This is a genomic window from Pseudomonas spartinae (genome assembly GCF_965197125.1).
GTDB classification, from domain to species: domain Bacteria; phylum Pseudomonadota; class Gammaproteobacteria; order Pseudomonadales; family Pseudomonadaceae; genus Aquipseudomonas; species Aquipseudomonas composti_A.
Window position 1 is genome coordinate 127,359 of record NZ_CBDAMB010000008.1, and the last position, 26,337, is coordinate 153,695.

At 63.3% G+C, this 26,337-nt stretch carries 28 protein-coding genes; 21 read left to right on the top strand and 7 right to left on the bottom strand.

Annotated features, from left to right (window positions below; genetic code table 11):
• The first annotated feature begins 123 nt into the window (after nucleotides 1–123).
• The 8 genes from rsxA to ACN8M7_RS17855 all read left to right on the top strand — a co-directional run bounded on the left by rsxA (nucleotide 124) and on the right by ACN8M7_RS17855 (nucleotide 7,208).
• Nucleotides 124–708 carry an electron transport complex subunit RsxA gene (gene rsxA, locus ACN8M7_RS17820; protein WP_061242958.1) on the top strand — a complete coding sequence of 195 codons (585 nt, stop codon included), beginning with the start codon at nucleotides 124–126 and terminating at the stop codon, nucleotides 706–708.
• Nucleotides 705–1,280, top strand: a complete 576-nt coding sequence (rsxB, locus tag ACN8M7_RS17825; RefSeq protein ID WP_061242956.1) for an electron transport complex subunit RsxB — start codon at nucleotides 705–707, stop codon at nucleotides 1,278–1,280. Before rsxA ends, rsxB begins: the two co-directional genes overlap by 4 nt.
• Nucleotides 1,277–3,766, top strand: coding sequence for an electron transport complex subunit RsxC (gene rsxC, locus ACN8M7_RS17830; protein WP_490261645.1), 2,490 nt, complete (start codon nucleotides 1,277–1,279; stop codon nucleotides 3,764–3,766). The genes rsxB and rsxC overlap by 4 nt, the downstream gene beginning before the upstream one ends.
• Before the next feature lie 142 nt (nucleotides 3,767–3,908).
• Nucleotides 3,909–4,940 carry an RnfABCDGE type electron transport complex subunit D gene (locus tag ACN8M7_RS17835; protein WP_490261646.1) on the top strand — a complete coding sequence of 344 codons (1,032 nt, stop codon included), beginning with the start codon at nucleotides 3,909–3,911 and terminating at the stop codon, nucleotides 4,938–4,940.
• A gap of 2 nt (nucleotides 4,941–4,942) precedes the next feature.
• The gene (gene rsxG / locus ACN8M7_RS17840; protein ID WP_490261647.1) at nucleotides 4,943–5,578 is read left to right on the top strand and encodes an electron transport complex subunit RsxG; all 636 of its coding nucleotides are present in this window, start codon (nucleotides 4,943–4,945) and stop codon (nucleotides 5,576–5,578) included.
• Nucleotides 5,575–6,282, top strand: coding sequence for an electron transport complex subunit E (locus ACN8M7_RS17845; RefSeq protein WP_061242947.1), 708 nt, complete (start codon nucleotides 5,575–5,577; stop codon nucleotides 6,280–6,282). Before rsxG ends, ACN8M7_RS17845 begins: the two co-directional genes overlap by 4 nt.
• A complete protein-coding gene (gene nth, locus ACN8M7_RS17850; RefSeq protein WP_490261648.1) occupies nucleotides 6,279–6,917 on the top strand; it encodes an endonuclease III in 639 nt (212 codons plus the stop codon). Before ACN8M7_RS17845 ends, nth begins: the two co-directional genes overlap by 4 nt.
• 111 nt (nucleotides 6,918–7,028) lie before the next feature.
• A complete protein-coding gene (locus ACN8M7_RS17855; RefSeq protein WP_004423730.1) occupies nucleotides 7,029–7,208 on the top strand; it encodes a PA3496 family putative envelope integrity protein in 180 nt (59 codons plus the stop codon).
• Between the two features lie 55 nt (nucleotides 7,209–7,263).
• On the opposite strand, the gene gloA is transcribed toward ACN8M7_RS17855, so the two are convergent.
• From gloA to ACN8M7_RS17870, 3 genes are all read right to left on the bottom strand, one after another.
• The gene (gene gloA / locus ACN8M7_RS17860; RefSeq protein ID WP_490261649.1) at nucleotides 7,264–7,656 is read right to left on the bottom strand and encodes a lactoylglutathione lyase; all 393 of its coding nucleotides are present in this window, start codon (nucleotides 7,654–7,656) and stop codon (nucleotides 7,264–7,266) included.
• A gap of 212 nt (nucleotides 7,657–7,868) precedes the next feature.
• Nucleotides 7,869–9,086: an argininosuccinate synthase gene (locus ACN8M7_RS17865; RefSeq protein WP_490261650.1), complete on the bottom strand. Its 1,218-nt coding sequence runs from the start codon at nucleotides 9,084–9,086 to the stop codon at nucleotides 7,869–7,871.
• A gap of 117 nt (nucleotides 9,087–9,203) precedes the next feature.
• A complete protein-coding gene (locus tag ACN8M7_RS17870; protein WP_061242934.1) occupies nucleotides 9,204–10,151 on the bottom strand; it encodes a flagellar protein MotY in 948 nt (315 codons plus the stop codon).
• A gap of 153 nt (nucleotides 10,152–10,304) precedes the next feature.
• On the opposite strand from ACN8M7_RS17870, the gene pyrC reads away from it, so the two are divergent.
• From pyrC to ACN8M7_RS17885, 3 genes are all read left to right on the top strand, one after another.
• Nucleotides 10,305–11,351: a dihydroorotase gene (gene pyrC / locus ACN8M7_RS17875; protein ID WP_061242931.1), complete on the top strand. Its 1,047-nt coding sequence runs from the start codon at nucleotides 10,305–10,307 to the stop codon at nucleotides 11,349–11,351.
• Nucleotides 11,348–12,022 carry a ribonuclease T gene (rnt, locus tag ACN8M7_RS17880; protein ID WP_490261651.1) on the top strand — a complete coding sequence of 225 codons (675 nt, stop codon included), beginning with the start codon at nucleotides 11,348–11,350 and terminating at the stop codon, nucleotides 12,020–12,022. Before pyrC ends, rnt begins: the two co-directional genes overlap by 4 nt.
• 175 nt (nucleotides 12,023–12,197) lie before the next feature.
• The gene (locus tag ACN8M7_RS17885; protein ID WP_004423711.1) at nucleotides 12,198–12,416 is read left to right on the top strand and encodes a bacterioferritin-associated ferredoxin; all 219 of its coding nucleotides are present in this window, start codon (nucleotides 12,198–12,200) and stop codon (nucleotides 12,414–12,416) included.
• 77 nt (nucleotides 12,417–12,493) lie between these two features.
• Here ACN8M7_RS17885 and ACN8M7_RS17890 read toward each other — a convergent pair whose 3' ends face one another.
• Together ACN8M7_RS17890 and ACN8M7_RS17895 are read right to left on the bottom strand one after the other, a co-directional pair.
• Entirely contained in the window at nucleotides 12,494–12,862 is a 369-nt protein-coding gene (locus ACN8M7_RS17890; RefSeq protein WP_061242924.1) for a DUF5064 family protein, read from the bottom strand.
• 96 nt (nucleotides 12,863–12,958) lie between these two features.
• On the bottom strand, nucleotides 12,959–13,276 hold the full coding sequence (locus tag ACN8M7_RS17895; protein ID WP_061242921.1) for a DUF2288 domain-containing protein: 318 nt from the start codon (nucleotides 13,274–13,276) through the stop codon (nucleotides 12,959–12,961).
• Between the two features lie 295 nt (nucleotides 13,277–13,571).
• Between ACN8M7_RS17895 and ACN8M7_RS17900 the strand changes: the two genes are divergently transcribed.
• The 6 genes from ACN8M7_RS17900 to ACN8M7_RS17925 all read left to right on the top strand — a co-directional run bounded on the left by ACN8M7_RS17900 (nucleotide 13,572) and on the right by ACN8M7_RS17925 (nucleotide 20,312).
• Complete coding sequence (locus ACN8M7_RS17900) at nucleotides 13,572–14,693, top strand: branched-chain amino acid ABC transporter substrate-binding protein (RefSeq protein ID WP_061242918.1); 1,122 nt, start codon at nucleotides 13,572–13,574, stop codon at nucleotides 14,691–14,693.
• 119 nt (nucleotides 14,694–14,812) lie between these two features.
• Entirely contained in the window at nucleotides 14,813–15,736 is a 924-nt protein-coding gene (gene livH / locus ACN8M7_RS17905; RefSeq protein ID WP_061242916.1) for a high-affinity branched-chain amino acid ABC transporter permease LivH, read from the top strand.
• Nucleotides 15,733–17,004, top strand: coding sequence for a high-affinity branched-chain amino acid ABC transporter permease LivM (locus ACN8M7_RS17910; protein ID WP_061242913.1), 1,272 nt, complete (start codon nucleotides 15,733–15,735; stop codon nucleotides 17,002–17,004). Before livH ends, ACN8M7_RS17910 begins: the two co-directional genes overlap by 4 nt.
• Nucleotides 17,001–17,768, top strand: a complete 768-nt coding sequence (livG, locus tag ACN8M7_RS17915; protein WP_061242910.1) for a high-affinity branched-chain amino acid ABC transporter ATP-binding protein LivG — start codon at nucleotides 17,001–17,003, stop codon at nucleotides 17,766–17,768. The genes ACN8M7_RS17910 and livG overlap by 4 nt, the downstream gene beginning before the upstream one ends.
• A gap of 3 nt (nucleotides 17,769–17,771) precedes the next feature.
• Nucleotides 17,772–18,473, top strand: a complete 702-nt coding sequence (locus ACN8M7_RS17920) for an ABC transporter ATP-binding protein (protein WP_036998952.1) — start codon at nucleotides 17,772–17,774, stop codon at nucleotides 18,471–18,473.
• A 978-nt stretch (nucleotides 18,474–19,451) separates the two neighbouring features.
• On the top strand, nucleotides 19,452–20,312 hold the full coding sequence (locus ACN8M7_RS17925) for a DUF6279 family lipoprotein (RefSeq protein ID WP_490261652.1): 861 nt from the start codon (nucleotides 19,452–19,454) through the stop codon (nucleotides 20,310–20,312).
• Nucleotides 20,313–20,320: 8 nt separating this feature from the next.
• On the opposite strand, the gene ung is transcribed toward ACN8M7_RS17925, so the two are convergent.
• The gene (gene ung / locus ACN8M7_RS17930) at nucleotides 20,321–21,010 is read right to left on the bottom strand and encodes a uracil-DNA glycosylase (RefSeq protein WP_490261653.1); all 690 of its coding nucleotides are present in this window, start codon (nucleotides 21,008–21,010) and stop codon (nucleotides 20,321–20,323) included.
• A gap of 141 nt (nucleotides 21,011–21,151) precedes the next feature.
• On the opposite strand from ung, the gene ACN8M7_RS17935 reads away from it, so the two are divergent.
• Complete coding sequence (locus ACN8M7_RS17935) at nucleotides 21,152–21,964, top strand: HDOD domain-containing protein (protein ID WP_490261654.1); 813 nt, start codon at nucleotides 21,152–21,154, stop codon at nucleotides 21,962–21,964.
• 98 nt (nucleotides 21,965–22,062) lie between these two features.
• Nucleotides 22,063–22,476: a PaaI family thioesterase gene (locus tag ACN8M7_RS17940; RefSeq protein ID WP_490261655.1), complete on the top strand. Its 414-nt coding sequence runs from the start codon at nucleotides 22,063–22,065 to the stop codon at nucleotides 22,474–22,476.
• An 11-nt stretch (nucleotides 22,477–22,487) separates the two neighbouring features.
• Here the strand turns inward: ACN8M7_RS17940 and ACN8M7_RS17945 are convergent, their stop codons facing one another.
• Nucleotides 22,488–23,369: an AraC family transcriptional regulator gene (locus tag ACN8M7_RS17945; protein ID WP_490261656.1), complete on the bottom strand. Its 882-nt coding sequence runs from the start codon at nucleotides 23,367–23,369 to the stop codon at nucleotides 22,488–22,490.
• 120 nt (nucleotides 23,370–23,489) lie between these two features.
• Here ACN8M7_RS17945 and ACN8M7_RS17950 point away from each other — a divergent pair, with 120 nt between their 5' ends.
• Together ACN8M7_RS17950 and ACN8M7_RS17955 are read left to right on the top strand one after the other, a co-directional pair.
• Entirely contained in the window at nucleotides 23,490–24,986 is a 1,497-nt protein-coding gene (locus tag ACN8M7_RS17950) for a CoA-acylating methylmalonate-semialdehyde dehydrogenase (RefSeq protein ID WP_490261657.1), read from the top strand.
• Between the two features lie 97 nt (nucleotides 24,987–25,083).
• Complete coding sequence (locus ACN8M7_RS17955) at nucleotides 25,084–26,331, top strand: ABC transporter substrate-binding protein (protein ID WP_490261658.1); 1,248 nt, start codon at nucleotides 25,084–25,086, stop codon at nucleotides 26,329–26,331.
• Nucleotides 26,332–26,337 lie beyond the last annotated feature (6 nt).

Sequence of the window (26,337 nt, forward strand, 5' to 3'; positions counted from 1 at the left end):
TCGAGCTGTGACGAATGGTCGCCAAGTGCAGGCGATTCGCCGCATCCGGCTTGTATGGCCAGGGCTGCTTCCCGATAATAGGCGCCCTTTTCCTATGGCCTTTGTGCACTCGACGGCAACCCGATGACCGAACTCGTCCTGATCATGGTCAGCGCCATCCTGGTCAATAACTTCGTATTGGTACAGTTCCTCGGCCTGTGTCCGTTCATGGGCGTGTCGAAGAAGATCGAAACCGCCATCGGCCTGTCGCTGGCCACCACCTTCGTGCTGACCCTGGCGGCCATGTGCAGTTACCTGGTGCAGCAGTACGTACTGAAACCGCTGGACCTCGAATTCCTGCGTACCATCAGCTTCATCCTGGTAATTGCCGTGACCGTGCAATTCACCGAGATGGTGGTGAACAAGACCAGCCCGCTGCTGTACCGCGTGCTGGGCATCTTCCTGCCGCTGATCACCACCAACTGCATCGTTCTCGGCGTGGCCCTGCTCAACGCCAACAAGGCCGAGTTCACCTTCATCACCGCCACCGTCAACGGTTTCGCCGCTGGCCTGGGCTTCTCCCTGGTGCTGGTGCTGTTCGCTGCCATGCGTGAACGCATCGCCATCGCCGACGTGCCGAAATCCTTCCAGGGCGCGGCCATCGGCATGATCACCGCCGGGCTGATGTCGCTGGCGTTCATGGGCTTCTCCGGGCTGATCAAGCTATGAGCCTGGTTCTGGTCGCCGTACTCGCCCTGCTCGCGCTGTGCCTGATCGCCGGCGCCATCCTCGGGTTTGCCGCCGTGCGCTTCAAGGTCGAGGGCGACCCCATCGCCGAGCAGATCAACGCCCTGCTGCCGCAGACCCAATGCGGCCAGTGCGGCTACCCCGGCTGCAAACCCTACGCCGAGGCCATTGCCGGCGGCGACAAGATCAACAAGTGCCCGCCTGGCGGCGAGGCCACCATTGCTGCACTGGCCGACCTGCTCGACGTCGAGGCCGAGCCGCTGGATGCGGTGGAAGGCGAGAAGCCGCAGATGGTCGCCTTCATCCGCGAAGCCGAGTGCATCGGCTGCACCAAATGCATTCAGGCCTGCCCGGTGGATGCCATCGTCGGTGCGGCGCGGCAGATGCACACGGTCATCGTCAGCGAATGCACCGGCTGCGACCTGTGCGTCGAACCCTGCCCGGTGGACTGCATCGACATGCTCGAAGTCGGTAGCAGCGTGCAAAGCTGGAAATGGGACAAGCCGCTGACGCCCGGCCAACTGATCGCCAGTGACCGGGAGCAGGCAGCATGAGCGCCATATCGAAAGACGACATGGGCGCAGCGCGGGCAAGCCACGCTGACGCCATGAAGATCTGGGACATTCCGGGCGGCATTCATCCGGCCGAACGCAAGGAGCTGTCCAACCGCACGCCGATCCAGCCGGCGCCACTGCCCAGGCGCCTGGTGCTGCCGCTCGGCCAGCATATCGGCGCGGCTGCGGAGCCCTGCGTGGTGGTTGGTCAGCGCGTGCGCAAGGGCGAGAAGATCGCCAATGCCAACGGTGTCGTCAGCGTGCCGCTGCACGCACCGACCTCCGGCACCATCGCCTTGATCGGTGAGCAGCCCTACCCCCATGCCTCCGGCATGCTGGCGCCGGCCATCGTCATCGACAGCGACGGTCTGGATGCGTGGATCGAGCTGGCGCCACCCGCCGATTACCGCAGCCTGGAGCCGGCCGAACTGCTGACGCTGATCCGCGAGGCCGGCATCAACGGCCTGGGTGGCGCTGGCTTCCCCACGGCGGTCAAACTCACCGCACGGCCGACGCAGAAGATCCACACACTGATCATCAACGGCACCGAGTGCGAGCCCTACATCACCGCCGATGATCTGTTGATGCGTGAACGCGCCGCCGAACTGGTGGCCGGTATCGACGTGCTCACCCACCTGATCCAGCCACAGCAGGTGCTGATCGGCATCGAGGACAACAAACCCGAAGCCATCGCCGCAGTGCAAGCCGCCTGTGCCGGGCGCGACTATCAGGTGCGGGTGTTCCCGACCAAGTACCCGTCCGGCGGCGAGAAGCAGCTGATCCAGATTCTCACCGGCGTCGAAGTGCCCAGCGGCGGCCTGCCCGCCGATATCGGCATCCTCTGCCAGAACGTTGGCACCTGCGTGGCCATCCACGATGCCGTGCTGCAAGGCAAGCCGCTGATCTCGCGCATCACCACACTGACCGGCGAAGCGCTGGTGCGGCCCGGCAACGTCGAGGCGCTGATCGGTACGCCCGTGGGCGAACTGCTGAGTTTTGCCGGGCTCGATCAGGGCAAGCTCAATCGCCTGATCATGGGCGGACCGATGATGGGCTTCACCCTGCCCTCGCTGGACGTGCCGCTGATCAAGACCAGCAACTGCCTGCTGGCCAGCACCGCCGCCGAGCTGCCGCCACCACCACCGGCCATGCCCTGCATCCGCTGCGGCGAATGCGCCGAGGCCTGCCCGGCCAGCCTGCTGCCGCAGCAGCTGCATTTCTTCGCCCTGGGCCAGGAACACGAGCAGCTCAAGGCGCACAACCTGTTCGACTGTATCGAGTGCGGCGCCTGCGCCTACGTCTGTCCATCGAGCATTCCGCTGGTGCAGTACTACCGCGTGGCCAAGGCGGAAATCCGCGAGCTGGAACAGAAGCAGCTCAAGGCCGAACACTCCAAGCAGCGTTTCGAGCAACGCCAGGAACGCCTGCGCCGCGCCGAAGAGCAGAAGGAAGCCGAGCGCAAGGCGCGCGCCGAGAAAGCCGCCCGTGCCAAGGCGGCGCAAGCCGAAGCCCCTCCGGTAGCGGCGGCTTCACCGGCGGACGAAGCGCTGAAAAAACTCAAGATCGAAGCCAGCATGGCCCAGGTCGCGCTGAAAAAGGCGGAAAAGCAACTGGCCGCCCACGACACGCCGGAGCTGCAAGCCCAGGTCGCCGAACTGCGTGCTGCAGCCGAAACCGCACAAAAGGCGCTGGCCAACGCCCAGGCAGCGGCACCCGTGCCAGCACCGAAACCCGCCGGCGACGAGGCGCTGAAGAAGGCCAAGATCGAAGCCGCCATGCTCAAGGCCCAGCTGCGCAAGCTGGAGAAGCTCGACAGCCCGGACGACGAACAGCAGGCCGAGATCGCCCGTGTGCGCCAGCAGCTGGAAGCCGCCGAAAAGGCCCTGGCTGAACTGGACAGCGAGAAACCCGCTGCCGCTGCCAAACCCGCCGGCGACGAGGCACTGAAGAAGGCCAAGATCGAAGCCGCCATGCTCAAGGCCCAGCTGCGCAAGCTGGAGAAGCTCGAGACCCCGGACGAGGAGCAGCAGGCCGAAATCGCCCGTGTGCGCCAGCAGCTAGATGCCGCCGAGAAAGCGCTGGCCGAGCTGGACAGCCAAAAGCCCGCTGCCGCTGCTAAACCCGCCGGCGACGAAGCGCTGAAGAAAGCCAAGATCGAACTGGCGATGAAACGCGCCGAACTGAAGAAGGCCGAGAAGGCCGGCGCCGATGAAGCCTCCTTGCAGCCGCTACGCGATGCCCTGGCTGCCGCTGAGCAGGCCCTGCATGCCGCCGAGGCAGCGTCGGGCAAGCCCGCGCCAGAGCTGGTGCGCACCGAACGCCCTGGCGTGGATGCCGAGCTGAAAGCCCTGAAGACCGAAGTCGCCTTCGCCCGCGCCGACCTGCGCAAGCTGGAGCGTGACGACAACGCCGCCGCCGATGCGCTGGAGCAAGCCCGCACGCGTCTGGCCGAAGCCGAACGCAAGCTGGCGGAATACCAAGCCTGACAACTTTCCCGGATTGCATCCGGGCTACAAAAGATACCCCGTCGCGCCGGATCATCCGGGCGGCACAGACAACCGTAGCCCGGATGCAATCCGGGGAATGAACACCACTGCGGTCAATACGAACGCAGTAACAGGAGCGCCGATGGCCCTGCCCCGCATCACATCGCCCCACGCCACGGGCAGCAACCGTACCCAGCAGGTCATGCTGCAGGTGCTGCTGGCCTGCGTGCCGGGCATCCTCGCCCTGACCTGGCTGTTCGGTGCCGGCACCCTATTCAACCTGGTCTGGGCCAGCCTCTGCGCCCTGGGCTTCGAGGCCGCCTTGCTGGCTGCGCGCCAGCGCCCGATCGCCTTCTTCCTCAAGGACTACAGCGCCCTGGTCACCGCCGTGCTGCTGGCCCTGGCCCTGCCGCCCTACTCGCCCTGGTGGCTGACGTTGATCGCCTGCGGCTTCGCCATCGGCCTCGGCAAGCAGCTCTATGGCGGGCTCGGGCAGAACCCGTTCAACCCGGCCATGGTCGGCTACGTGGTGGTGCTGATCTCCTTCCCTGTCGACATGACCAGTTGGCCAGCGCCACATGCCGTTGCCGCACTGGATGGCCTCAAGCACATCCTCGGCATCGCCAATCTGCCGGACGGCTGGGCCCAGGCCACCGCGCTGGACGCGCTCAAGGTCAACAAGAGCCTGACCATCGACGAGCTGCACGCCAGCAACCCGGCCTTCGGCCACTTCGGCGGTGCCGGCAGCGAGGCGGTCAACCTGGCCTTCCTCGCCGGTGGCCTGTACCTGCTGCACAAGCGCCTGATCACCTGGCACGCGCCGGTGGGCATGCTCGCCGCGCTGTTCGTCATGAGCCTGCTGTTCTGGAACGGCAGCGGCTCGGACTCCAACGGTTCGCCGCTGTTCCATCTGCTGACCGGCGCCACCATGCTCGGCGCCTTCTTCATCGTCACCGACCCGGTGTCCGGCGCGACCAGCAATCGCGGGCGCCTGGTGTTCGGCATCGGTGTCGGCGTGCTGGTCTATGTGATCCGCACCTGGGGCGGCTACCCGGACGCGGTGGCCTTCGCCGTGCTGTTGATGAACCTGGCGGCACCGACCATCGACTACTACACGCGGCCGCGCAGCTACGGCCACCGCAAGCCCAATAGCGGCTTCAAGCTGGGAGAATGAGCATGCTGCCGGAAATCAGCCGCTCGATGCTGAAAAATGCCCTGGTGCTTGGCCTGTTCGCCATCGGCACGGTCGGCAGCGTCGCCCTGCTGCAGCAGGGTACGGCCGAGCGTATCGCCGCCGCCGAACGCGAAGCGCAGGTACGCGCCCTGGCCGAAATCCTGCCGGCCGGCAGCTACGACAATCACCTGCTGGACAACCGCATCGAACTCAACGCCCCCGAGTTGGGCCACCGCAGCCCACAGTCCGCCTACCTGGCACTCAAGGCCGGCCAGCCCAGCGCGCTGATCCTGCCGGTGACCGCGCCGGACGGCTACAGCGGCGCCATTCATCTGCTGGTGGGCATCTACGCCGACGGCCGTCTGGCCGGCGTGCGCGTGCTCAGTCACAAGGAAACCCCAGGCCTGGGCGACAAGATCGAGCTGGCCAAGAGCGACTGGATACTCGGCTTCGCCGGTAAATCCCTGAACGATCCCGCCGAGGAAGGCTGGGCAGTGAAGAAGGATCGCGGCGACTTCGACCAGTTCGCCGGCGCCACCATCACCCCGCGCGCGGTGGTCAAGGCCGTGCACGGCGCCCTGCGCTACTTCGACACGCACCGCGCCCAGTTGCTGGGCCTGGTAGAGGACGAGCAATGACCAGCTACCGCGAAATCAGCCTCAACGGCCTGTGGAAGAACAACCCGGCGCTGGTGCAACTGCTCGGCCTCTGCCCGCTGCTGGGGGTGAGCAACTCCACGGTCAACGCCCTTGGCCTGGCCCTGGCCAGCGCCGTGGTACTGATCTGTTCCAACACCGCCGTGTCGCTGGTGCGCGGCGTGGTCAACACCGCCGTGCGCCTGCCGGCCTTCGTCATGATCATCGCCGCGCTGACCACCTGTATCGAACTGCTGATGCAGGCCTACACCTACGAGCTGTACCAGATCCTCGGCATCTTCATCCCGCTGATCACCACCAACTGCGTGATCCTCGGCCGCGCCGACGGCTTCGCCGCCAAGCACGACCCGGCCCGCGCCGCCTACGACGGCCTAATGATGGGCCTGGGCTTCGGCACGGTGCTGGTGCTGATCGGCGCCATTCGCGAACTGCTCGGCACCGGCGCGCTGTTCGCCAACATGCATCTGCTGTTCGGCCCCATGGCCGCCGACTGGAAACTCACGCTTGTGCAGGACTACCGCGGCTTCCTGCTGGCCATCCTGCCGCCGGGAGCCTTCATCGTCCTCGGCCTGCTGATCGCCGGCAAGAACCGCATCGACCAGATCGCCGCCGAACGGGCCCAGGCCGCTGCGCCTGAGCTGCCTGCGCAAAGTCGTCGCGTTCGCGTCACCGGAGTGATCGAATGAACGCCGCCAAACGCCTGGAAATCTTCCGCCGCCTGCACGAGGACAACCCCGAGCCGAAGACCGAGCTGACCTACAGCACGCCCTTCGAGCTGCTGGTAGCGGTGACGCTATCGGCCCAGGCCACCGACGTCAGCGTCAACAAGGCCACGGCCAAGCTGTTTCCGGTGGCCAATACGCCCGAAGCCATCTACGCCCTCGGCGTCGAGGGACTTTCCGAGTACATCAAGACCATCGGCCTGTACAACAGCAAGGCGAAGAACGTCATCGAGGCCTGCCGCCTACTCATCGAGAAGCACGGCAGCCAGGTGCCGGACAACCGCGAGGATCTCGAAGCCCTGCCCGGTGTCGGCCGCAAGACCGCCAACGTGGTGCTCAACACCGCCTTCCGCCAGTTGGCGATGGCCGTGGACACGCATATCTTCCGCGTCAGCAACCGCACCGGCATTGCGCCGGGCAAGAATGTGGTCGAGGTGGAGAAGAAGCTGCTCAAGTTCGTGCCCAGGGATTATCTGCTCGACGCCCACCACTGGCTGATCCTGCACGGACGCTACGTCTGCACCGCGCGCAAACCCCGCTGCGGCGCCTGCCGCATCGAAGACCTGTGCGAGTACAAGGCCAAGACTTCCGACGATTGATCGTCTATAGAATCCGACGATCTCCTGATTGAAAAAATCTTTTTTACCCGCTCAATTTTTGCCGCTATAAGGTGCGCAAATGGCCTCAGTAACTGGCCTGGAGTGGAATAGATGAGCACTGACAAAGAAGACCTCGAGCTGGACGAAGACTTTGTCGCGGACGATGCAGACGATGCCGAGCCTGCGGTGGAAGTTGCCAAAACCAACCTGACCAAGCGCCGCATCATCGACAACTTCCTCGAAGAACGTCGCCTGCATAAGCAATTGGCTGAATACGACTTCGATATCTGAAGTCGGACGCTGCAAGAAAAAGCCCCGCTGATGCGGGGCTTTTCGTATCTCTCGTTCAGTCACGGCGAGAGGGCGAGAGCAACTCGATCTTGTAGCCGTCCGGGTCCTCGACGAAGGCCAGGATGCTGGTGCCATGCTTCATCGGGCCGGGCTCGCGGGTGATCTTGCCACCACGGCCACGGATATCCTCGCAGGCCTTGTAGACATCCTCGACTTCCAGGGCGATATGGCCGTAGCCAGTGCCGAGCTCGTAGTCAGTGACGCCCCAGTTGTGGGTCAACTCGATCACGCTGTTATGCGCCTCGTCGCCATAACCGACGAATGCCAGGGTGAACTGGCCGTCCGGGTAATCCTTGCGGCGCAGCAGGGTCATGCCCAGCACTTCGGTGTAGAAGGCGATGGATGTGTCCAGATCGCCGACGCGCAGCATGGTGTGCAGTAGCCTCATCAGGTTTTACTCCTCTTTAACAGGCTGTCGAAAAACTACCTGCGTTGCCATTACTGCGTTAAAAACAGGCTCGGAATGCTCATGTACAAAAGTACACTCCGCTTCCTCGCCTATTTTTTCCTTGTACTGGCTGCCTCGCCTACGTTTTTTCAACAGCCTGTAAGCAGAACCCCGGCACATGGCCGGGGTTCTTGTGGCGCAGGTCGCTCAGATTAGACCAGCTTGCGGCCCTTGCCAGCAGCGATGCGCATGCGCAGGGCGTTGAGCTTGATGAAGCCCGCCGCGTCCTGCTGGTTGTAAGCGCCGCCATCTTCCTCGAAGGTCGCGATGTTGGCGTCGAACAGCGAATCGTCGGACTTGCGACCGGTGACGATGACGTTGCCCTTGTACAGCTTCAGGCGTACCACGCCGTTCACGCTGGCCTGGGAGGCGTCGATCATCTGTTGCAGCATCAGACGCTCCGGGCTCCACCAGAAACCGTTATAGATCAGGCTGGCGTATTTCGGCATCAGCTCGTCTTTCAGGTGGGCGACTTCGCGGTCGAGGGTGATCGACTCGATGGCGCGGTGACCTTTGAGCATGATGGTGCCACCGGGGGTCTCGTAGCAGCCACGCGACTTCATGCCGACGAAACGGTTCTCGACGATGTCGAGACGGCCGATGCCGTTCTCGCCACCGATGCGGTTCAGCTCGGTCAGCACCTGCGCCGGGGTCATTTCCTTGCCATCGATGGCAACGATGTCACCCGCGCGGTAGGTCAGCTCGATGTAGGTCGGAACGTCCGGCGCCGCTTCCGGCGACTTGGTCCAACGCCACATGTCTTCTTCGTGCTCGGTCCAGGTGTCCTCCAGCACACCGCCTTCGTAGGAGATGTGCAGCAGGTTGGCGTCCATGGAGTACGGCGACTTCTTCTTGCCGTGGCGCTCGATCGGGATGGCGTGCTTCTCGGCATAGTCCATCAGCTTCTCGCGTGACAGCAGATCCCACTCGCGCCACGGGGCGATGACCTTGACGCCTGGCTTGAGCGCGTAGGCACCCAGCTCGAAACGCACCTGGTCGTTGCCCTTGCCGGTGGCGCCATGGGAGATGGCGTCAGCGCCGGTCTCGTTGGCGATTTCGATCAGGCGCTTGGCGATCAGCGGGCGGGCAATGGACGTACCCAGCAGGTACTCGCCTTCGTAGATGGTGTTGGCACGGAACATCGGGTAGACGAAATCACGCACGAATTCTTCGCGCAGATCGTCGATGTAGATTTCCTTGACGCCCAGAGCCTGGGCCTTGGCGCGGGCCGGTTCGACCTCCTCGCCCTGGCCGAGGTCGGCGGTGAAGGTCACCACTTCACAGTTATAGGTATCTTGCAGCCACTTGAGGATCACCGAGGTGTCCAGGCCACCGGAATAGGCCAGAACTACCTTTTTGACGTCCGCCATGCCATCACTCCACGGGTTGTACGGTAAAACCCGTGATTCTACTGGCCTCGCGCCTCAATTTACAGGGGCGCGACAGCTTGTGACGACGAAGCGACGGCGACAACCCGCTTTTTTTGCTCAGGAGGGCGCACTTCCCGCCGGGTCGACCGGTGTACTCGAGGGAGCGGTCTGCGGCGCGCTCTGAGACGGGGCTTGCGCTGCGGGCACCCGATCGAGGCGCAAGGTCGCGCGGCGGTTCTTGGCGCGATTGGCTTCGCTGTTGTTCGGCACCAGCGGGTAACGCTCGCCATGAAAGCGCATGGTGATCTGCTCCACCGGTATGCCACCGGCCACCAGATACTCCTGCACGGCCAGGGCACGGCGGCGTGACAGGTCGCGATTGGTCAGGCGATTGCCGGTGTTGTCGGCATGGCCGTCGATCTGGAAACTGTTGATGCTCGGGTCGGCCTTGACGAAGTCGAGGATGATATCGAGCTTGGCCTTGGCCATCGGATCGAGGTCGATGCCGCCACCGGGAAAGCCGATCTGCGCCTGGCGAATCTGGTCGAAATTGACTGGCAACAGCTTCGCGGTACAGGCCTGGTAGTCGTCATAGGCTTTGTGAAACTTCACCGGCAGCAGCCGCACCTCCAGATTCTCGCTGCCGTTGAGGGTGCGGTGGCGCACCAGCGGGCTGCGCCCTTCGAGCAAGCCGGTAAGCAGGCGCGCGCCCTGCTCCTGGGAGCTGTTGAACGGCACCTCGCCATTGCCGACACTGACCACACCCAGGTTGATGTCGCCGCGACCAGGCTGCCAGGGCGCCGCCGCTGCCAGCAAGGTAGCCGAACCGGCGCCCATCCAGCGCTCACGTGCCTTGAGGCGAAAGGTGACCTGCTCCCCGGCCCGGCGCACGAACTCGCCACTGCCGAAATTGCTGATCGTCTGACTCAGGCGGCATTCGAACCGATCACCCTCGACGGTCCACTCCACCTTTTCCAGCCGCGTCTGGAAGCTGATGGCATGTGCTGGCATACACAGCGGCATGCCAGCCAGCAGGCTGATCAGAAGCAAATTGGGCACACGCACGGTCGACTCCACGGCGGTTCACGGCATTCCCAAGGGGTATCGGTCAGGCGCGCGGAAACTTGACCCCCTGCGTTCGATTGTCGCGTCGGCGCGAGCGCGAACAGGCGCTTTTCAGTTACCATGCGGCCACGTTTTACCCGCCTGGAAGCCTCCATGTCCGACCGCCTGACTCTTCTGCGTCCCGATGACTGGCACATTCACCTGCGCGACGGCGCAGTGCTGCCACACACAGTCGGCGATGCCGCGCGCACTTTCGGCCGCGCCATCATCATGCCCAACCTGGTTCCGCCGGTGCGCAATGCCGCCGAAGCCGACGCCTATCGCCAGCGCATCCTCGCGGCGCGCCCGGCCGGCAGCCGCTTCGAACCGCTGATGGTGCTCTACCTCACCGACAACACCAGCCCCGAGGACGTGCGGGCGGCCAAGGCTAGCGGCTTCGTGCATGCCGCCAAGCTCTACCCGGCCGGCGCCACCACCAACTCCGACTCGGGCGTGACCAGCATCGACAAGATCTTCCCGGCCCTCGAAGCCATGGCTGAAGTCGGCATGCTGCTGCTGGTACACGGTGAAGTGACCCGCGCCGAGATCGACGTGTTCGATCGCGAGAAGGCCTTCATCGACGAACACCTGACCCGCGTGGTCGAACGCTTCCCGACGCTCAAGGTGGTGTTCGAGCACATCACCACCCGTGACGCGGTGCAGTTCGTCGAGGCGGCCTCGGCCAACGTTGGCGCCACCATCACCGCGCATCACCTGCTGTACAACCGCAACCACATGCTGGTTGGCGGCATTCGTCCGCACTTCTATTGCCTGCCGATCCTCAAGCGCAATGTGCATCAGGAAGCCCTGCTCGATGCCGCCACCAGCGGCAACGTCAAGTTCTTCCTCGGCACCGACTCGGCGCCGCACGTCAAGCACGCCAAGGAAGCCGCCTGCGGCTGCGCCGGCTGCTACACCGCCTATGCCGCCATCGAGCTGTATGCCGAGGCTTTCGAGCAGCGCAATGCGCTGGACAAGCTGGAGGCCTTCGCCAGCTTCCACGGCCCGGACTTCTACGGCATGCCGCGCAACAGCGACAGCATCACCCTGGTGCGCGAGGAATGGACCGTACCGGCCACCCTGCCACTGGGCGACAATAGCGTCGTACCGCTGCGCGCTGGCGAAACCCTGCGCTGGAAACTGCTGGAGGGTCAGGCGTGAGCGAGGACAAGTACGAAGACGAACTCGAACCGAGCCTGCCGTCCGGCCCGCGCACGCCGATGGCGGCGCGCTTTCGCGGCTATCTGCCAGTGGTCGTGGACGTCGAGACCGGCGGTTTCAACAGTGCCACCGACGCGCTGCTGGAAATCGCCGCGACCACCATCGCCATGGACGAAGGTGGTTTCCTCTACCCGGACCACACCCACTTCTTCCGCATCGAGCCCTTCGAGGGCGCCAATATCGAAGCGGCGGCACTGGAGTTCACCGGCATCAAGCTCGACCACCCGCTGCGCATGGCGGTGAGCGAGGAGCATGCACTGGGGGAAATCTTCAAAGGCCTGCGCAAGTCGATCAAGTCGGCTGGTTGCAAACGCGCGATCCTGGTTGGCCACAACAGCAGTTTCGACCTGGGCTTTCTCAATGCGGCGGTGGCGCGTTGCGGCATCAAGCGCAACCCCTTCCATCCCTTCTCCAGCTTCGATACCGCCACCCTGGCCGGCCTTGCCTATGGCCAGACCGTACTCGCCAAGGCCTGCCAGACGGCCGGCATCGAGTTCGACGGCAAGGAAGCACACTCGGCGCGCTACGACACCGAGAAGACCGCCGAACTGTTCTGCGGCATCGTCAACCGCTGGAAGGAAATGGGCGGCTGGGATGAATTCGACCAGTAACCGCTAACGTTCGCACGCATTAAGAAACCGGCCTCGGCCGGTTTTTTAATGCGCGCTCAACGGCGCAATACCGTTCGTCAGCTGCTGCGATCATTCACATACGATCTTTGACAAGCATTCTCATTAACATTAGTATCCGATCCATCGAACAGAACCACCAAGACGAGCCCTGCTTATGTACGTCTGCCTGTGTGAAGGTGTCACCGATACTCAGATCCGCGATGCGGTCTATGAAGGCTGCTGCAGCTACCGTGAAGTACGCGGCACGCTAGGCATCGCCAGCCAGTGCGGCAAGTGTGCCTGCCTGGCCAAGCAGGTCGTTCGCGAAACCATCGCCGAAGTACAGAGCAGCCAGGCATCGCTTGCCTACCCAGCCGGGTTCGTCGCAGCCTGACGTGTAGCTCGCAGACAAAAAACCGGACTTTCAGAGTCCGGTTTTTTTTCGCCCTCACTCAGGCTTCGAACCAGCCCTTACAGACCGTCACGCTCCAGGTGTTCGAAATTCACCGCATCCCCTGACTTGGCGTGCAGCTTGGCGCGGATGTCCTCGAAGATCGCATCGTACTCGGCATGTTCCCGCATGATCGGGCTATGGTTGGGCGGCAAGCCATGCTTGGCCATCAGCCGCGAGATCACACTGGCAAAATTGAAAGCGGTATCGCGGTGCATTTCGAAGACGTCCTCGAATGCCTTGCCTTCGACTTCTCCAACCAGGCGCCCATGCAGCATGGCCCCCTCTTTCGGGTCCTGACGTACCTCGTAGTAGAAGTCGATGCTGTAGCCGGGCTGCCCGCCCAGGGCTGGCAGGTTGCTGCGATGCAGATGACCAGGTTCGAACATGGCGCTCACTCCTTTGCCATAGCACTGCGACAGGGCTACCCCGAAAAGAACGCGGAAGAGTCTAGCCCGCCACTTTCAGCCCTTCAGCGCGCCGTTTCAGTGCAGGGTCGAGTCCCCTGCCCTTTCCTGCACCAGCACCCAGGGCGCAACCACGACCGCCCACAACTGAGGGTCACGCGTGAGCAGATCTTCGGCCCGTGCATCTTCGAACGCACACAACAGCCCCTGGTTCATCCATTGCGCGACACGCGCCTGATCGTTCTCGGCCACGGCCTGCGCAACCGCCACCAGATCCTGACTGCCCTCGACCCAGAGCAACGCACCGCGAGCGAAGAACGGCTGCAGTTCCTGCCAGCGAATCGGCGCTGTCTCACCGAGCAGCTTGGCATAGAGGGTGCTAGATTGATCCGTCATGGTGTGTCCCGTGTCGATGGCGTTGAATGCAGGCGCGCAATGATAGCGTCAGCAAATGCCCTGGCAACCGCACGACGCTCGTCAGCTGGCTCAGGCCACGCCGTTTTTCTATACATTCCTTGCAATTTAGCGACAACCCCACGTTTCGCCTCCGGCTGCCGGCTTTTCAAGGCGCAAACCGGCGCTCTACACTGTTCCGGTACAGTTGCCGGGGGCACGACCGGGGTCACTGACCCGGTTCTGCAGCTTCGGCCGCAAGAACTACAACAACGAAAAACATAAGAGTGGAGCACTCATGAACAAGGCTACTAAGCAGATTTCCAAGCTGTTCGCGGCAATGGCGCTGGCAGGGGCGGCCAGCTATTCGATGGCAGCCGACACCATCAAGATCGGCCTGGCCGGTCCGGTGACCGGTGCTGTCGCTCAGTACGGTGAAATGCAATTCATCGGCGCCAAGATGGCCATCGAGCAGATCAACAAGGCCGGCGGCGTGAACGGCGCTCAGCTCGAAGGCGTGGTCTACGACGACGCGTGCGATCCGAAGCAAGCCGTTGCCGTTGCCAACAAAATCGTCAACGACGGCGTCAAGTTCGTGGTTGGCCACCTGTGCTCCAGCTCCACTCAGCCGGCTTCCGACATCTACGAAGACGAAGGCATCCTGATGATCACCGCGGCGTCCACCAGTCCGGACATCACCGCTCGTGGTTACGAGCTGGTCTTCCGCACCATCGGCCTGGACAGCCTGCAAGGCCCGACCGCCGGCAACTTCATCGCCGACCACGTCAAGCCGAAGAGCGTTGCCGTCATCCATGACAAGCAGCAGTACGGCGAAGGCATCGCTACCGCGGTCAAGCAGACCCTGGAAAGCAAAGGCGTGAAAGTCGCCATGTTCGAAGGCATCAACGCCGGCGACAAGGACTTCTCCGCCCTGATCGCCAAGCTCAACCAGGCAGGTGTCGACTTCGTCTACTACGGCGGCTACCACCCGGAACTGGGCCTGCTGCTGCGCCAGACCAAAGAGCGCGGCCTGAACGTCAAGTTCATGGGCCCGGAAGGCGTGGGTAACAAGGAAATCTCGGCCATTGCCGGCCCGGCTTCCGAAGGCCTGCTGGTCACCCTGCCGAAGTCCTTCGACCAGGATCCGAAGAACCAGGCGCTGGTCGAGGCCTTCAAGGCCAAGAACGAAGACCCGAGCGGTCCGTTCGTGTTCCCGGCCTACGCTGCCGTTCAGGTCATCGCTGAAGGCATCGAGAAAGCCGGCGACACCGATACCGCCAAGGTAGCGGCTGCGCTGCGTTCCAACAGCTTCGACACCCCCACCGGCACCCTGGCCTTCGACGAGAAGGGCGACCTGAAAGACTTCAGCTTCGTGGTGTACGAGTGGCACCAGGACGGCACCAAGTCCGAAGCCAAGTAAGTTTCCTGTCTGAACTCAAAGCCCACTGCGCCTCCCGCAGTGGGCTTTGTCTATTAGAAGAATTCCGGCCTCGCGCTGCGCCACAAGCGCCGCTTTACGCGCTGCCCAGGAGTTAGGCTATGCCTGATCTTTATCACTACCTGCAACAGTTGCTCAATGGCCTGACCATTGGCAGCACCTATGCCCTGATCGCCATCGGCTACACCATGGTCTACGGCATCATCGGCATGATCAACTTCGCCCACGGCGAGGTTTACATGATCGGCGCGTACGTCGCCTTCATCGTGATCGCCGGTCTCTCCATGTTCGGCATCGAAGCCGTGCCGGTGATCATGATCGGCGCCTTCGTCGTCACCATGATCGTGACCAGCGCCTATGGTTACAGCATCGAGCGCGTCGCCTACCGCCCGCTGCGCGGCGGCAACCGCCTGATTCCGCTGATCTCCGCGATCGGTATGTCGATCTTCCTGCAGAACGCCGTGCTGCTTTCGCAGGACTCCAAGGACAAGGCCATTCCCAGCCTGCTGCCTGGCAATTTCATCTTCGGTGAAAGTGCTACCAACGGCGTCGTCATCTCCTACATGCAGGTGCTGATCTTCATCGTCACCTTCGTCGCCATGATCGGTCTGACCCTGTTCATTTCCCGCTCGCGCCTGGGCCGTGCCTGCCGCGCCTGCGCCGAAGATCTGAAGATGGCCAACCTGCTGGGTATCAACACCAACAACATCATCGCCCTGACCTTCGTCATCGGTGCCGCTTTGGCGGCCATCGCCTCGGTGCTGCTGGGCATGCAATACGGCGTGATCAACCCGCACCTAGGCTTCCTCGCCGGTATCAAGGCCTTCACCGCTGCGGTACTCGGCGGCATCGGCAGCATCCCCGGCGCGGTACTTGGCGGCCTGCTGCTCGGCGTGGCCGAAGCCTTCGGTGCCGATATCTTCGGTGATCAATACAAGGACGTGGTCGCATTCAGCCTGCTGGTGCTGGTGCTGCTGTTCCGCCCCACTGGCATCCTCGGCCGTCCGGAGGTGGAGAAGGTATGAGCACCTCCAGCGTAAAGAACCTCAAATCGGCGATTTTCAGCGCCCTGCTGGTGCTGATCGTTGCCTACCCGGTCCTGGGTCTGAAACTCACCACCGTCGGCATCGGCCTGCAAGTGCACGGTGCCACTGCGTTCGAACTCTGGTGCATCGGCGGCGCGGCAACGTTGATCTTCCTCTGGCAACTGCTGCGCGATCGCATCACGCCGGTCTGGGCCAAACGTCCCCAATTGCCCAGCGGCAGCGGCCAGATCGGCAACTTCCTCACCCTGCCCTCCACCCAACGCTGGATCATTTTGGCAATGGTCATGGTGGCGCTGGTGTGGCCGTTCTTCGCCAGCCGCGGCGCGGTGGACATCGCCACACTGATCCTGATCTACGTGATGCTCGGCCTCGGCCTGAACATCGTGGTCGGCCTGGCGGGCCTGCTCGACCTGGGCTACGTCGGCTTCTACGCAGTCGGCGCCTACAGCTACGCGATTCTCTCGCACTACTTTGGCCTGAGTTTCTGGATGTGCCTGCCAATCGCCGGGATGATGGCGGCGCTGTTCGGCTTCCTGCTCGGTTTCCCGGTGCTGCGCCTGCGCGGTGACTACCTGGCCATCGTCACCCTGGGCTTCGGCGAGATCATCCGCATCCTGCTGCGTAACCTCACCGACCTGACCGGCGGCCCGAACGGCCTGAGCATCGCCAACGAAAACAAACCGACCCTGTTCGGTCTGTCCTTCGAACGCCGTGTACCCGCCGACATGCCGACCTTCCACGGTTACTTCGAGATCGCCTACAACTCGCAGTACAAGGTGATCTTCCTCTACCTGATCGCCCTGCTACTGGTGCTGCTGACCCTGTTTCTGGTCAACCGCCTGCTGCGCATGCCGATCGGGCGAGCCTGGGAAGCGTTGCGCGAAGACGAGATCGCCTGCCGCGCGCTGGGCCTGAACCCCACGGTGATCAAGCTCTCGGCCTTCACCATCGGCGCCAGCCTGGCCGGTTTCGCCGGCAGCTTCTTCGCCGCGCGCCAGGGCCTGGTGACACCGGAGTCGTTCACCTTCATCGAGTCGGCGATGATCCTCGCCATCGTGGTACTCGGCGGCATGGGCTCGCAGCTCGGCGTGATCCTCGCAGCCATCGTCATGGTGATGCTGCAGGAGATGCGGGAGCTGAGTGAGTACCGCATGCTGATCTTCGGTCTGGTCATGATCTTCATGATGATCTGGCGCCCGCAAGGGTTGCTGCCGATGCAACGTCCCCACCTGGAGCTGAAGCGATGAGCCGCACGATTCTCGAAGTAAGCGGCCTGTCCATGCGTTTCGGCGGCCTGCTGGCCGTCAACGGGGTGGGCCTGAACGTCAAGGAAAAGCAGGTGGTGTCGATGATCGGCCCGAACGGCGCCGGCAAGACCACCGTGTTCAACTGCCTGACCGGTTTCTACCAGCCGAGTTCGGGCAGCATCCGCCTCAATGGCGAGGCCATCGAAGGCCTGCCGGGGCACAAGATCGCCCGCAAGGGTGTGGTGCGGACCTTCCAGAACGTGCGTCTGTTCAAGGACATGACTGCGGTGGAAAACCTGCTGATCGCCCAGCACCGCCACCTCAACACCAGCTATCTGGCCGGCCTGTTCAAGACGCCGGGCTTCCGTCGCAGCGAACGCGAGGCGATGGAGTTCGCCGGCTACTGGCTGGAGAAGGTCAACCTGGTGGACTTCGCCAACCGTGAAGCGGGCACCCTGGCCTATGGTCAGCAGCGTCGCCTGGAAATCGCCCGCTGCATGATGACGCGGCCGAGCATCCTGATGCTCGACGAGCCGGCTGCCGGCCTCAACCCGCGCGAGACCGAAGACCTCAAAGAGCTGATCGGCATGCTGCGCGACGAGCACAATGTCACCGTGCTGCTGATCGAGCACGACATGAAGCTGGTGATGAGCATCTCCGACCACATCTACGTGATCAACCAGGGCACTCCCCTGGCCGACGGCACGCCGGACGACATCCGCAACAACCCGGACGTGATCAAAGCCTATCTGGGGGAGGCGTAATCCATGCTGAGTTTCAACAACGTCTCAACCTTCTACGGCAAGATCCAGGCCCTGCACGACGTCAGCATCGAGGTGCAGAAAGGCGAGATCGTCACCCTGATCGGCGCCAACGGCGCGGGCAAGTCGACCCTGCTGATGACCCTGTGCGGCAACCCGCGCGCCACCAGCGGCAGCATCCGTTACCTGGGTGAAGAGCTGGTGGGCATGGACACCCCGGAGATCATGCGCAAGAGCATCGCCATCGTGCCGGAAGGCCGTCGCGTGTTCGCTCGCCTGACGGTCGAGGAAAACCTGGCCATGGGCGGCTTCTTCGGTAACAAGGCGGACAACCAGGAGCAACTGGACAAGGTCCTGCACCTGTTCCCACGCCTGAAGGAACGCTTCGCCCAGCGTGCCGGCACCATGAGCGGCGGCGAACAGCAGATGCTCGCCATCGGTCGCGCGCTGATGAGCAAGCCCAACCTGCTGCTGCTCGACGAGCCGTCGCTGGGCCTGGCGCCGATCATCATCCAGCAGATCTTCGACATCATCGAGCAACTGCGCAAGGACGGCGTGACCGTGTTCCTGGTCGAGCAGAACGCCAACCAGGCGCTGAAACTGGCTGACCGCGGTTACGTGCTGGAGAACGGCCATATCGTCATGCAGGGCAGCGGCGAAGAGCTGCTCAACGACCCCAAGGTGCGCGACGCCTACCTCGGCGGCTAAGCGCTGCCGGCACCATCGAAACCGCCCTTCGGGGCGGTTTTTTATTGGTTGTTCGTATTTGGATGCGTTTGACATTGGACTGGTAAGTTTGTGTGCGTATTGCTCACGGGCTTGGCATTATCCATTACAGCGTTTGCTGAGCGTTTGGGTTGCGCCCCTTACGGGCGCCACACCTTGATTCGCTGCGCTCACCCTTCGGGCCAGCCTGCGGCTGTTACTGCGCTTCGCTGCGTTTCTTTGCTTGCCCAAGAAAGGTGTGCCAAAGAAGGGCACCCCGACATCCGGGTTTCGCTACGCGAAACTTCCCTCACGCCGGTGCCGCTCCGGGGGCCGGCTTACATGGGCCATCCCTGGCCCATTAAGCCTCTCGCCGCATCCATGCGGCTCGCTCCCCTACGCAACACCTCCACTCGGCCTCCTGAAGGGGACCAGGTCTCGAGCTTTCGTAATTTTCGCTGAGTTGAAATTGGCGGCGTCTGGCCTTTGCTTTTCAACCGCAATGTTACAGGCGACGCCGAAATCCCCTTCAGGAGGCTGAGTGGAATCGCCGCGTAAGGGGTTGAGCGACATGGATGTCGCGAGAGCCACGATGGGCCAGGGATGGCCCTTCGTGGCGCGCCCCTGGAGTGGTGATGGAGCGAGGGAACCCCGGCGTAGCCGGGGCCGGATGAACGGGGTGCCCTTCTCTTTGGTTACTTTCTCTTGGGCAAGCAAGAGAAAGTGACTCGCCCGTGAGGGGCGAAACCAGGACGAAAGATCGACGCGCCAATGATCTTTGCCCTGATGTAAATAGCGCAAAAGAACGCACAAACTTACCAGTCCGGTATCAATCTGCACGTTCCCAATCCATGCAAAGAATCCCTTTTGCCCACGATCCGAACCTCACATCACCGAAGTCATAAGCGGATATTTCCGCCCTCTTGCATCAGGTTCGACGAGTATTAGTCTCAAGGACTCTGCCCTCGCGAGACTGCGTTCATGCGCAAATCCCTGCTTCTTCTGCTGACCGCCACCCTGCTATTGAGCGCCTGCAGCCGCGTCGGCCTGGCCTATCGCAATCTCGATTGGCTGATCCCCTGGAAGCTCAGCGATTATGTGGCGCTGACCAGCGAGCAGAGCGCGTGGCTCAAGCCCCAGTTGCAGGAACACCTGACTTGGCATTGCAGCGTAGAACTGCCGGGCTATCTCGACTGGCTGCAACGCAGCCAACTGGCGCTCAGCCGCCGCGACAGCGAGCTGATGGCCAGCCAGTTGGCCGACTTCGAACAGGCCATGCAGCGTATCGCCGTGGAAATCACCCCCAGCGCCATCGAGCTGCTGCGCGGTCTCAGTCCGCGCCAGGTCGAGCAGTTGATGGCTGCTCTGGACGAGCAGAACGGCAAACTGCGTGAGGAGTTTCTCGACCCGCCCGTACAAGAGCAGATCAGCCACCGTGCCGAACGCATGGAGGAGCGCCTGCAGCCCTGGTTCGGCACACTCAATGCCGCGCAGCAAGAACGGGTGCAGAGCTGGGCACAGGGCCTTGGCGAGCAGAACCGGATCTGGCTGGATAACCGCATCGCCTGGCAGCAGGCCCTGCATGAAGCCCTGGAAGTTCGCCGCGGCGACGACTTCGCCCCGCGCATGACGGCCCTGCTGCAGCAACGCGAGCGTTTCTACACCCGCGCCTATCAGGCCAGTTATGAGAAGAATCGTCAGGCAATGGCCGAGTTGATCGTCGACCTGGTCGAGCAGGCCGACTCAAAACAGATGCAGCGGGCCGAAAACCGTTTGCAAAGCCTTCATGCCGACCTGGCCGCACAGCAATGCACGGCTGACGAGGCCGTCGTGCAGCGCTGAAGCGGCTTTCACAGCGCTGGCAGGCGCCAGTCGATCGGCTGCATGCCGTTCTGGCTGAGGAACTGATTGCAGCGACTGAAGTGACCGTTGCCGATGAAGCCACGGTGAGCGGATAGCGGCGACGGATGCGGCGAGCGCAGCACCAGGTGCTTGGTCGGGTCGATCAGGCGCTGCTTGCTCTGCGCGTGACTGCCCCAGAGCAGGAACACCAGCTTGTCCTGCTGCGCGCCGACCACTTCGATCACCCGGTCGGTGAAGAACTGCCAGCCCATCTTGGCATGCGAGCCGGCGTTGGCGCGCTCCACGGTCAGCGAGGTGTTGAGCAGCAGCACGCCCTGATCCGCCCAGCTCTGCAGGTAGCCGTGTGCCGGGATGTCGATATTGAGGTCGCGCTTGAGCTCCTTGTAGATGTTCAGCAAGGACGGCGGCGTCTGCACGCCCGGCTGTACCGAGAAGCACAAGCCGTGGGCCTGCCCAGGGCCGTGGTAGGGATCCTGACCGATGATCACCACCTTCACCTTGTCCAGCGGCGTGGAATTGAGCGCATTGAAGATCAACGGGCCCGGCGGGTAGATCTCCTTGCCTGCCGCCTTTTCCGCCCGCAGGAACTCTCGCAGTTCGCTCATGTAAGGCTTGTCGAATTCCTCGCGCAAAGCCTCTTTCCAGCTGGCGTCGAGTTTGATGCGGTCGTCGGTCATGGACTTTTTCCTGCCTGAATCTTCACAAATGCAGGCACGCTAGAGAAGGGGTTGCGGCAAGTCAAGGAAGGCTGCCCCGGCACGCGGCAAGATGCTTTGCTAGCCTTGCAACCATAGACGCCGAGAACGAACCCCAAGACGATGACAACCCCTGTCGATACCCTGCGCCTGGCGCTACTGAACCGCTTTCTCAAGGGCGAAGCCAGAATTCCGCAAATGCCCGAGGCCGCGGTACGGATCAAGAAGCTGCTGGACGACCCACGCACCTCGCTGGAACAGCTGACCCGCGTGATCAACAGCGATCCCCCGCTGGCCGCCTATCTCATGCAGTTTTCCACTACGCCGCTGTTGCGCGGCAACCGCGCCTGCACCTCACTGCGTGACCTGCTCGGTCGCCTCGGCACCCGGCAGCTGGCTGACCTGGTGTTGGGCTTCAGCCTGCAGCACCTGTTCACCAGTCAGGACCCTGCGCTGCAACAGGCCTTCCGCGCGCGCTGGAAGCATGCCCGCGAGCGCGCCGCCTACTGTGCGGCACTGGCCCAGCGCACGGGTCTGTCTCTGGACGACGCCATGCTCGGCGGGCTCCTGCAGGACATCGGCAGCCTGCCGCTGCTCTCGGAGCTGGAACACTGGCCGGATGTGCCGCGCGACGCCGACTCGCTGTACCGGCTGTGCGAACAGCTGTCCGGTGACCTCGGCGCGCTGATCCTCACGCGCTGGCAGTTGCCGTCGGCGGTGATCGAATCCACTCGCCTCTACGGCCAATGGCAACGCCAGCATGACGGCGCAGCCGACCTGGCCGATCTGGTCCTGCTCGCCAGCGCCCTGCAGAGCAACGCTCCTCTACCCGAGCCGCTACCGGCGCAGGCAAAGCTTGGCCTGGAGCAACCGCTCGCTGAACTGCGGCAGGAGCTGGCCGGCGAACTGCAACTGTGGAAGCGCCTGCTCGCCTGAGGCTTCCTGCTATGCAGCCTTATCAGGCAGGTGGATGCAGCTTGCCCAAGCCTGAGAGCAGGTCGAGACTCTCCCGCACAACTCGTGCAGGAAATCATATGAGCGACTCGAACGGCATCAGCCGCGAGCGTCTGGAACAGGCGCTCGCCCATTCCACCTTCGCCCAGCTGCTCGGCGCCGAACTGCTCGAGTTCGCGCCAGGCCGGGTCAGCCTGCAAGTGCGCAGCCGCCGCGATCTGTGCCAGCACCATGGCTACATGCATGGCGCAGTGGTCGGCTTCATGGTCGACAGCGGCTGCGCCTGGGCCGCGGCCTCGATGGTCGGAGACGTGGTCACCAGCGAATACAAGCTCAACCTGCTCGCCCCTGCCGTTGGCGAGCGTCTGATCTGCCGCGCTGAAGTGCTCAAGGCCGGTCAACGCCAGGCAGTCTGCCGAGCCGACGTGTTCGCCGAGAAGGACGGTCAGGAAAAACTGGTGGCTACCGGCCTGGCGACCATCGCACGGGTGTAGCGGGCGCGCGACTAGCCTTGATGTAGCGCCCGGTAATGACTGGGCGCCATGCCCACCACCTTGCGAAACAGCCGCGAGAAATAATAGGGATCGTCATAGCCCAGTTGCTCGGCCACCTGGCGCACCTCGATCTCGCCCCGATCGAGCAGGCGGCAAGCCAGCGCCATCTTCAGCTGGATGAAATCCTGAATCGGCGCATGCCCGGTCAGCGCGCGGTAAGTCTTGGCGAAATGAAAGCGCGACAATTTGAACTGCGCGGCCAACTCGTCGAGATTGAGGCTGCCACGCAGATGTTCACGCATCACCGCGTGCACCGCCTCGATATCCAGCACCCGGCCAAACTTGAGATTGACCCGCGCCGGCAGCACCGCCAGCGAGCTGAGCAGCGCCTGCAAACGGTGTGCAGCATGGATGAACGGCGCTGCATTGAGCCCCTGGCGCTGCACGGCGAGCAGCGCCTCGAAATCCCCCAGCAGGCGCGGCTGCACACCGATCCGGCGTAGCGGCTGCTTGCCGAGCAGACGCAGGAAGTCGTCACTCAGAGCGCCGTCGAAGTGCACCCAGTAGATCGTCCAGGGGCTTTGCGTATCGGCGCCGTAGGCATGCGCCATGTCTTTGCGCAGCAGCAGCAGGTCGCCAGGGCCGACATCGAATCGTCCATCCGTGCAGTGCAACCAACCTCTCCCCGAACGGCAGTAGATCAGCAGGTGGTCGTCCGCTCGCTCGCGGCGCATCTGATGGCCGGCAGCCTCCGGATAGAAGCCCATGGCCAGCGGATAGCAACCGCTGCTAAGGGCATGGTGCGCCAGCAGGCGACGCAGACGCGGCGGCGTGATGAAGCGCTGCCCACCCACCGGCAGTGGCCAGTTGGACGTTTCCACACGCATCCCCATGTGCACCTCACACCATTCAATCGAATGACAAGATCGTCCATCCGCAGACCAAGATCGTCAATCCACAAGGCCGTCGCCAAGGGCTATAACAGAACACAACAAGAACAACAGGAGGCGACGATGCCCCGTAACCTGCCGCAACTGATCGACGGCCAATGGCGTGAAAGCCAGGCCACGGACCTGATCGAAGTCACTGACCCGGCCACCCAGGAGGTGATCGCCCTGGCGCCCAAGGCCACCGCCGAGGAAATCGAGGCGGCAGTAAGCGGTGCGCAGCAGGCCTTCCTCGCCTGGCGCGAGGTGCCGGTATCGGAACGTGCCCGCCTGATGCTGCGTTATCAGCATCTGCTCAAGGAGCATCACGACGAGCTGGCGGAAATTCTCGCAGCGGAAACCGGCAAGACCTTCGCCGATGCCAAGGGCGACGTCTGGCGCGGCATCGAAGTGGCCGAGCACGCTGCCAATATCGCCAGCCTGATGATGGGCGAGACGGTGGAAAACGTCGCCCGCGAGATCGACACCGCCAGCTGGATCCAGCCGCTGGGCGTGTGTGTCGGCATCACCCCGTTCAACTTCCCGGCGATGATTCCGCTGTGGATGTTTCCGCTGGCCATCGCCTGCGGCAATACCTTTATCCTCAAACCGTCCGAGCAGGATCCGCTGACACCCAACCGCCTCGCCGAACTCTTTATCGAGGCTGGTGCGCCAGCAGGCGTGCTGCAGGTGCTGCATGGCGGGCGCGAGCAGGTCGACGCGCTGCTGGTGCATCCGGCCGTGCGCGCGGTGTCGTTCGTCGGCTCGGTAACCGTCGGCCAGCATGTCTACCGTACCGGCACCCAGCACCTGAAACGCGTGCAGGCCTTCGCCGGGGCCAAGAACCATATGGTGATCATGCCGGACGCGCCCAAGGATCAGGTGATCAGCAACCTGCTCGGTGCCAGTTGCGGTGCTGCCGGGCAACGCTGCATGGCGATCAGCGTGGCGGTGTTCGTTGGCGAGTCGAAACACTGGATCGACGAACTGGCGACGCAGATGGCCGCGCTGCGCCCCGGTCACTGGCAGGACAACGGCGCCGCCTATGGCCCACTGATCAGCCCGCAGGCGCGCCAGCGCGTATTGCGCCTGATCGAACAAGGCAAGGCCGAGGGCGCCGACTGCCTGCTCGATGGCTCGCAGTGCACGGTCGAGGGCTATCCGAACGGTAACTGGGTCGGGCCGACCCTGTTCCGTGGCGTGACCACGAAGATGGGCCTGTACCGCGAGGAAATCTTCGGCCCGGTGCTGGTGTGCATGGAGGTGGACAGCCTGGAAGCGGCCATCGAACTGGTCAACGCCAGCCCCTACGGCAACGGTACCAGCCTGTTCACCCGCTCCGGCGGCGCCGCACGGCATTTCCAGCATGCGATCGAAGTGGGCCAGGTGGGCATCAACGTACCGATCCCGGTACCGCTGCCGTTCTTCTCCTTCACCGGCTGGAAGGGCTCGTTCTACGGCGACCTGCATGCCTACGGCAAACAGGCGGTGCGCTTCTATACCGAGACCAAGACGGTGACCAGCCGCTGGTTCGATGACGAGCCGCTGGGCGATGGGCCGAACATGACCATTTCACTGAAATGAGAACGGGGTAGCGTGACCTTAGACCAATAGACGATCACCTGAACTGGACAAGCGGCGTAAAAGGGTTCTCAGCAGAACAAGAATAAGGAGAACTGCAATGCGCCAACTGTCTGCCATGCTGGCCCTGTGGGCCGCGATCACTGCCTGTGCGCAGGCTGCCGAGCCCATTACCCTCGGGCTCAACTATCCGCGCACCGGACCATACAAGGAGGAGGGATTGGCGCAAATGCGTGGAGCCCTGCTGGCCATCGATGAAATCAATGCCGCAGGCGGTGTGCTGGGACGGCCTTTGCGCCTGTCCAGCAAGGACACTGCCTCGCGCCCGGCCAAGGCGGTGAAGAACGTCGACAAGCTGGCCGCCGAAGGGGTGGCGGTGCTGTTCGGCGGCTCTTCCAGCGCGGTCGCCATCGCGGCCGGCAAGCGTGCCAAGGAGCACGGGCTGCTGTACTTCGGCACCCTCACCTACTCCAACGACACCACTGGCAAGGATGGCCACCGCTACATGTTCCGCGAGTGCAACAACGCCTGGATGAGCGCCAAGGTGCTTGGCCAGTATCTGAGCAAGACCTTGCCGAACAAGCGCTATTTCTACGTGACCTCCGACTACACCTGGGGCCACACCACCGAGGCCTCGCTGCGCCAGGCCACGGCCACCGACAACATCGGCCAGCATGCGGGCGTGCGCGTGCCCTTCCCCGGCGCCCGCCTGGCCGACTACCAGGATGCCCTGACCCAGGCTGCCTCCAGCAATGCCGAGGTCCTGGCGCTGGTGCTGTTCGGTGAAGATCTGGTGCGCGCCATGCGTATCGCCAAGGACCTGGGCCTGACCGAGCGCATGCAGGTCATCGCGCCCAACCTGACCCAGAGCATGGTCGAGCAGGCCGGCCCCAATCTGATGCAGGGCGTGATCGGCACCGAACCCTGGACCTGGCGCGTCCCGGCGCTGGAGAAGTCCGCGCGCGGCGAAGCCTTCGTGCAGTCATTCAAGACCCGCTACGAGATGTACCCGTCCAGCTCTGCCGCATCGGCCTACAGCATCGTCCAGCAATGGGCCGACGCCGCCAAGCGCGCCAACAGCCTCGATAGCGAGGCGCTGATCAAGGCACTCGAAGGCCACCGCTACAGCCTGCTCAAAGACGAGCAGCAATGGCGCGCCTTCGACCATCAGAACCTGCAGACCGTCTACGCGGTGAAGGTCAAGCCACGCGAGGACGTGCTCAAGGACCCGTTGAAACAGGACTACTTCGAAATCGTCGACCGCCTCGACGCCAACACGGCGCTGCCCAGCCTCGCCGAATGGCAGGCCGAACGGCGCGCCGGCGGCCAACCTTTGACCTTGCAATGAGATGCC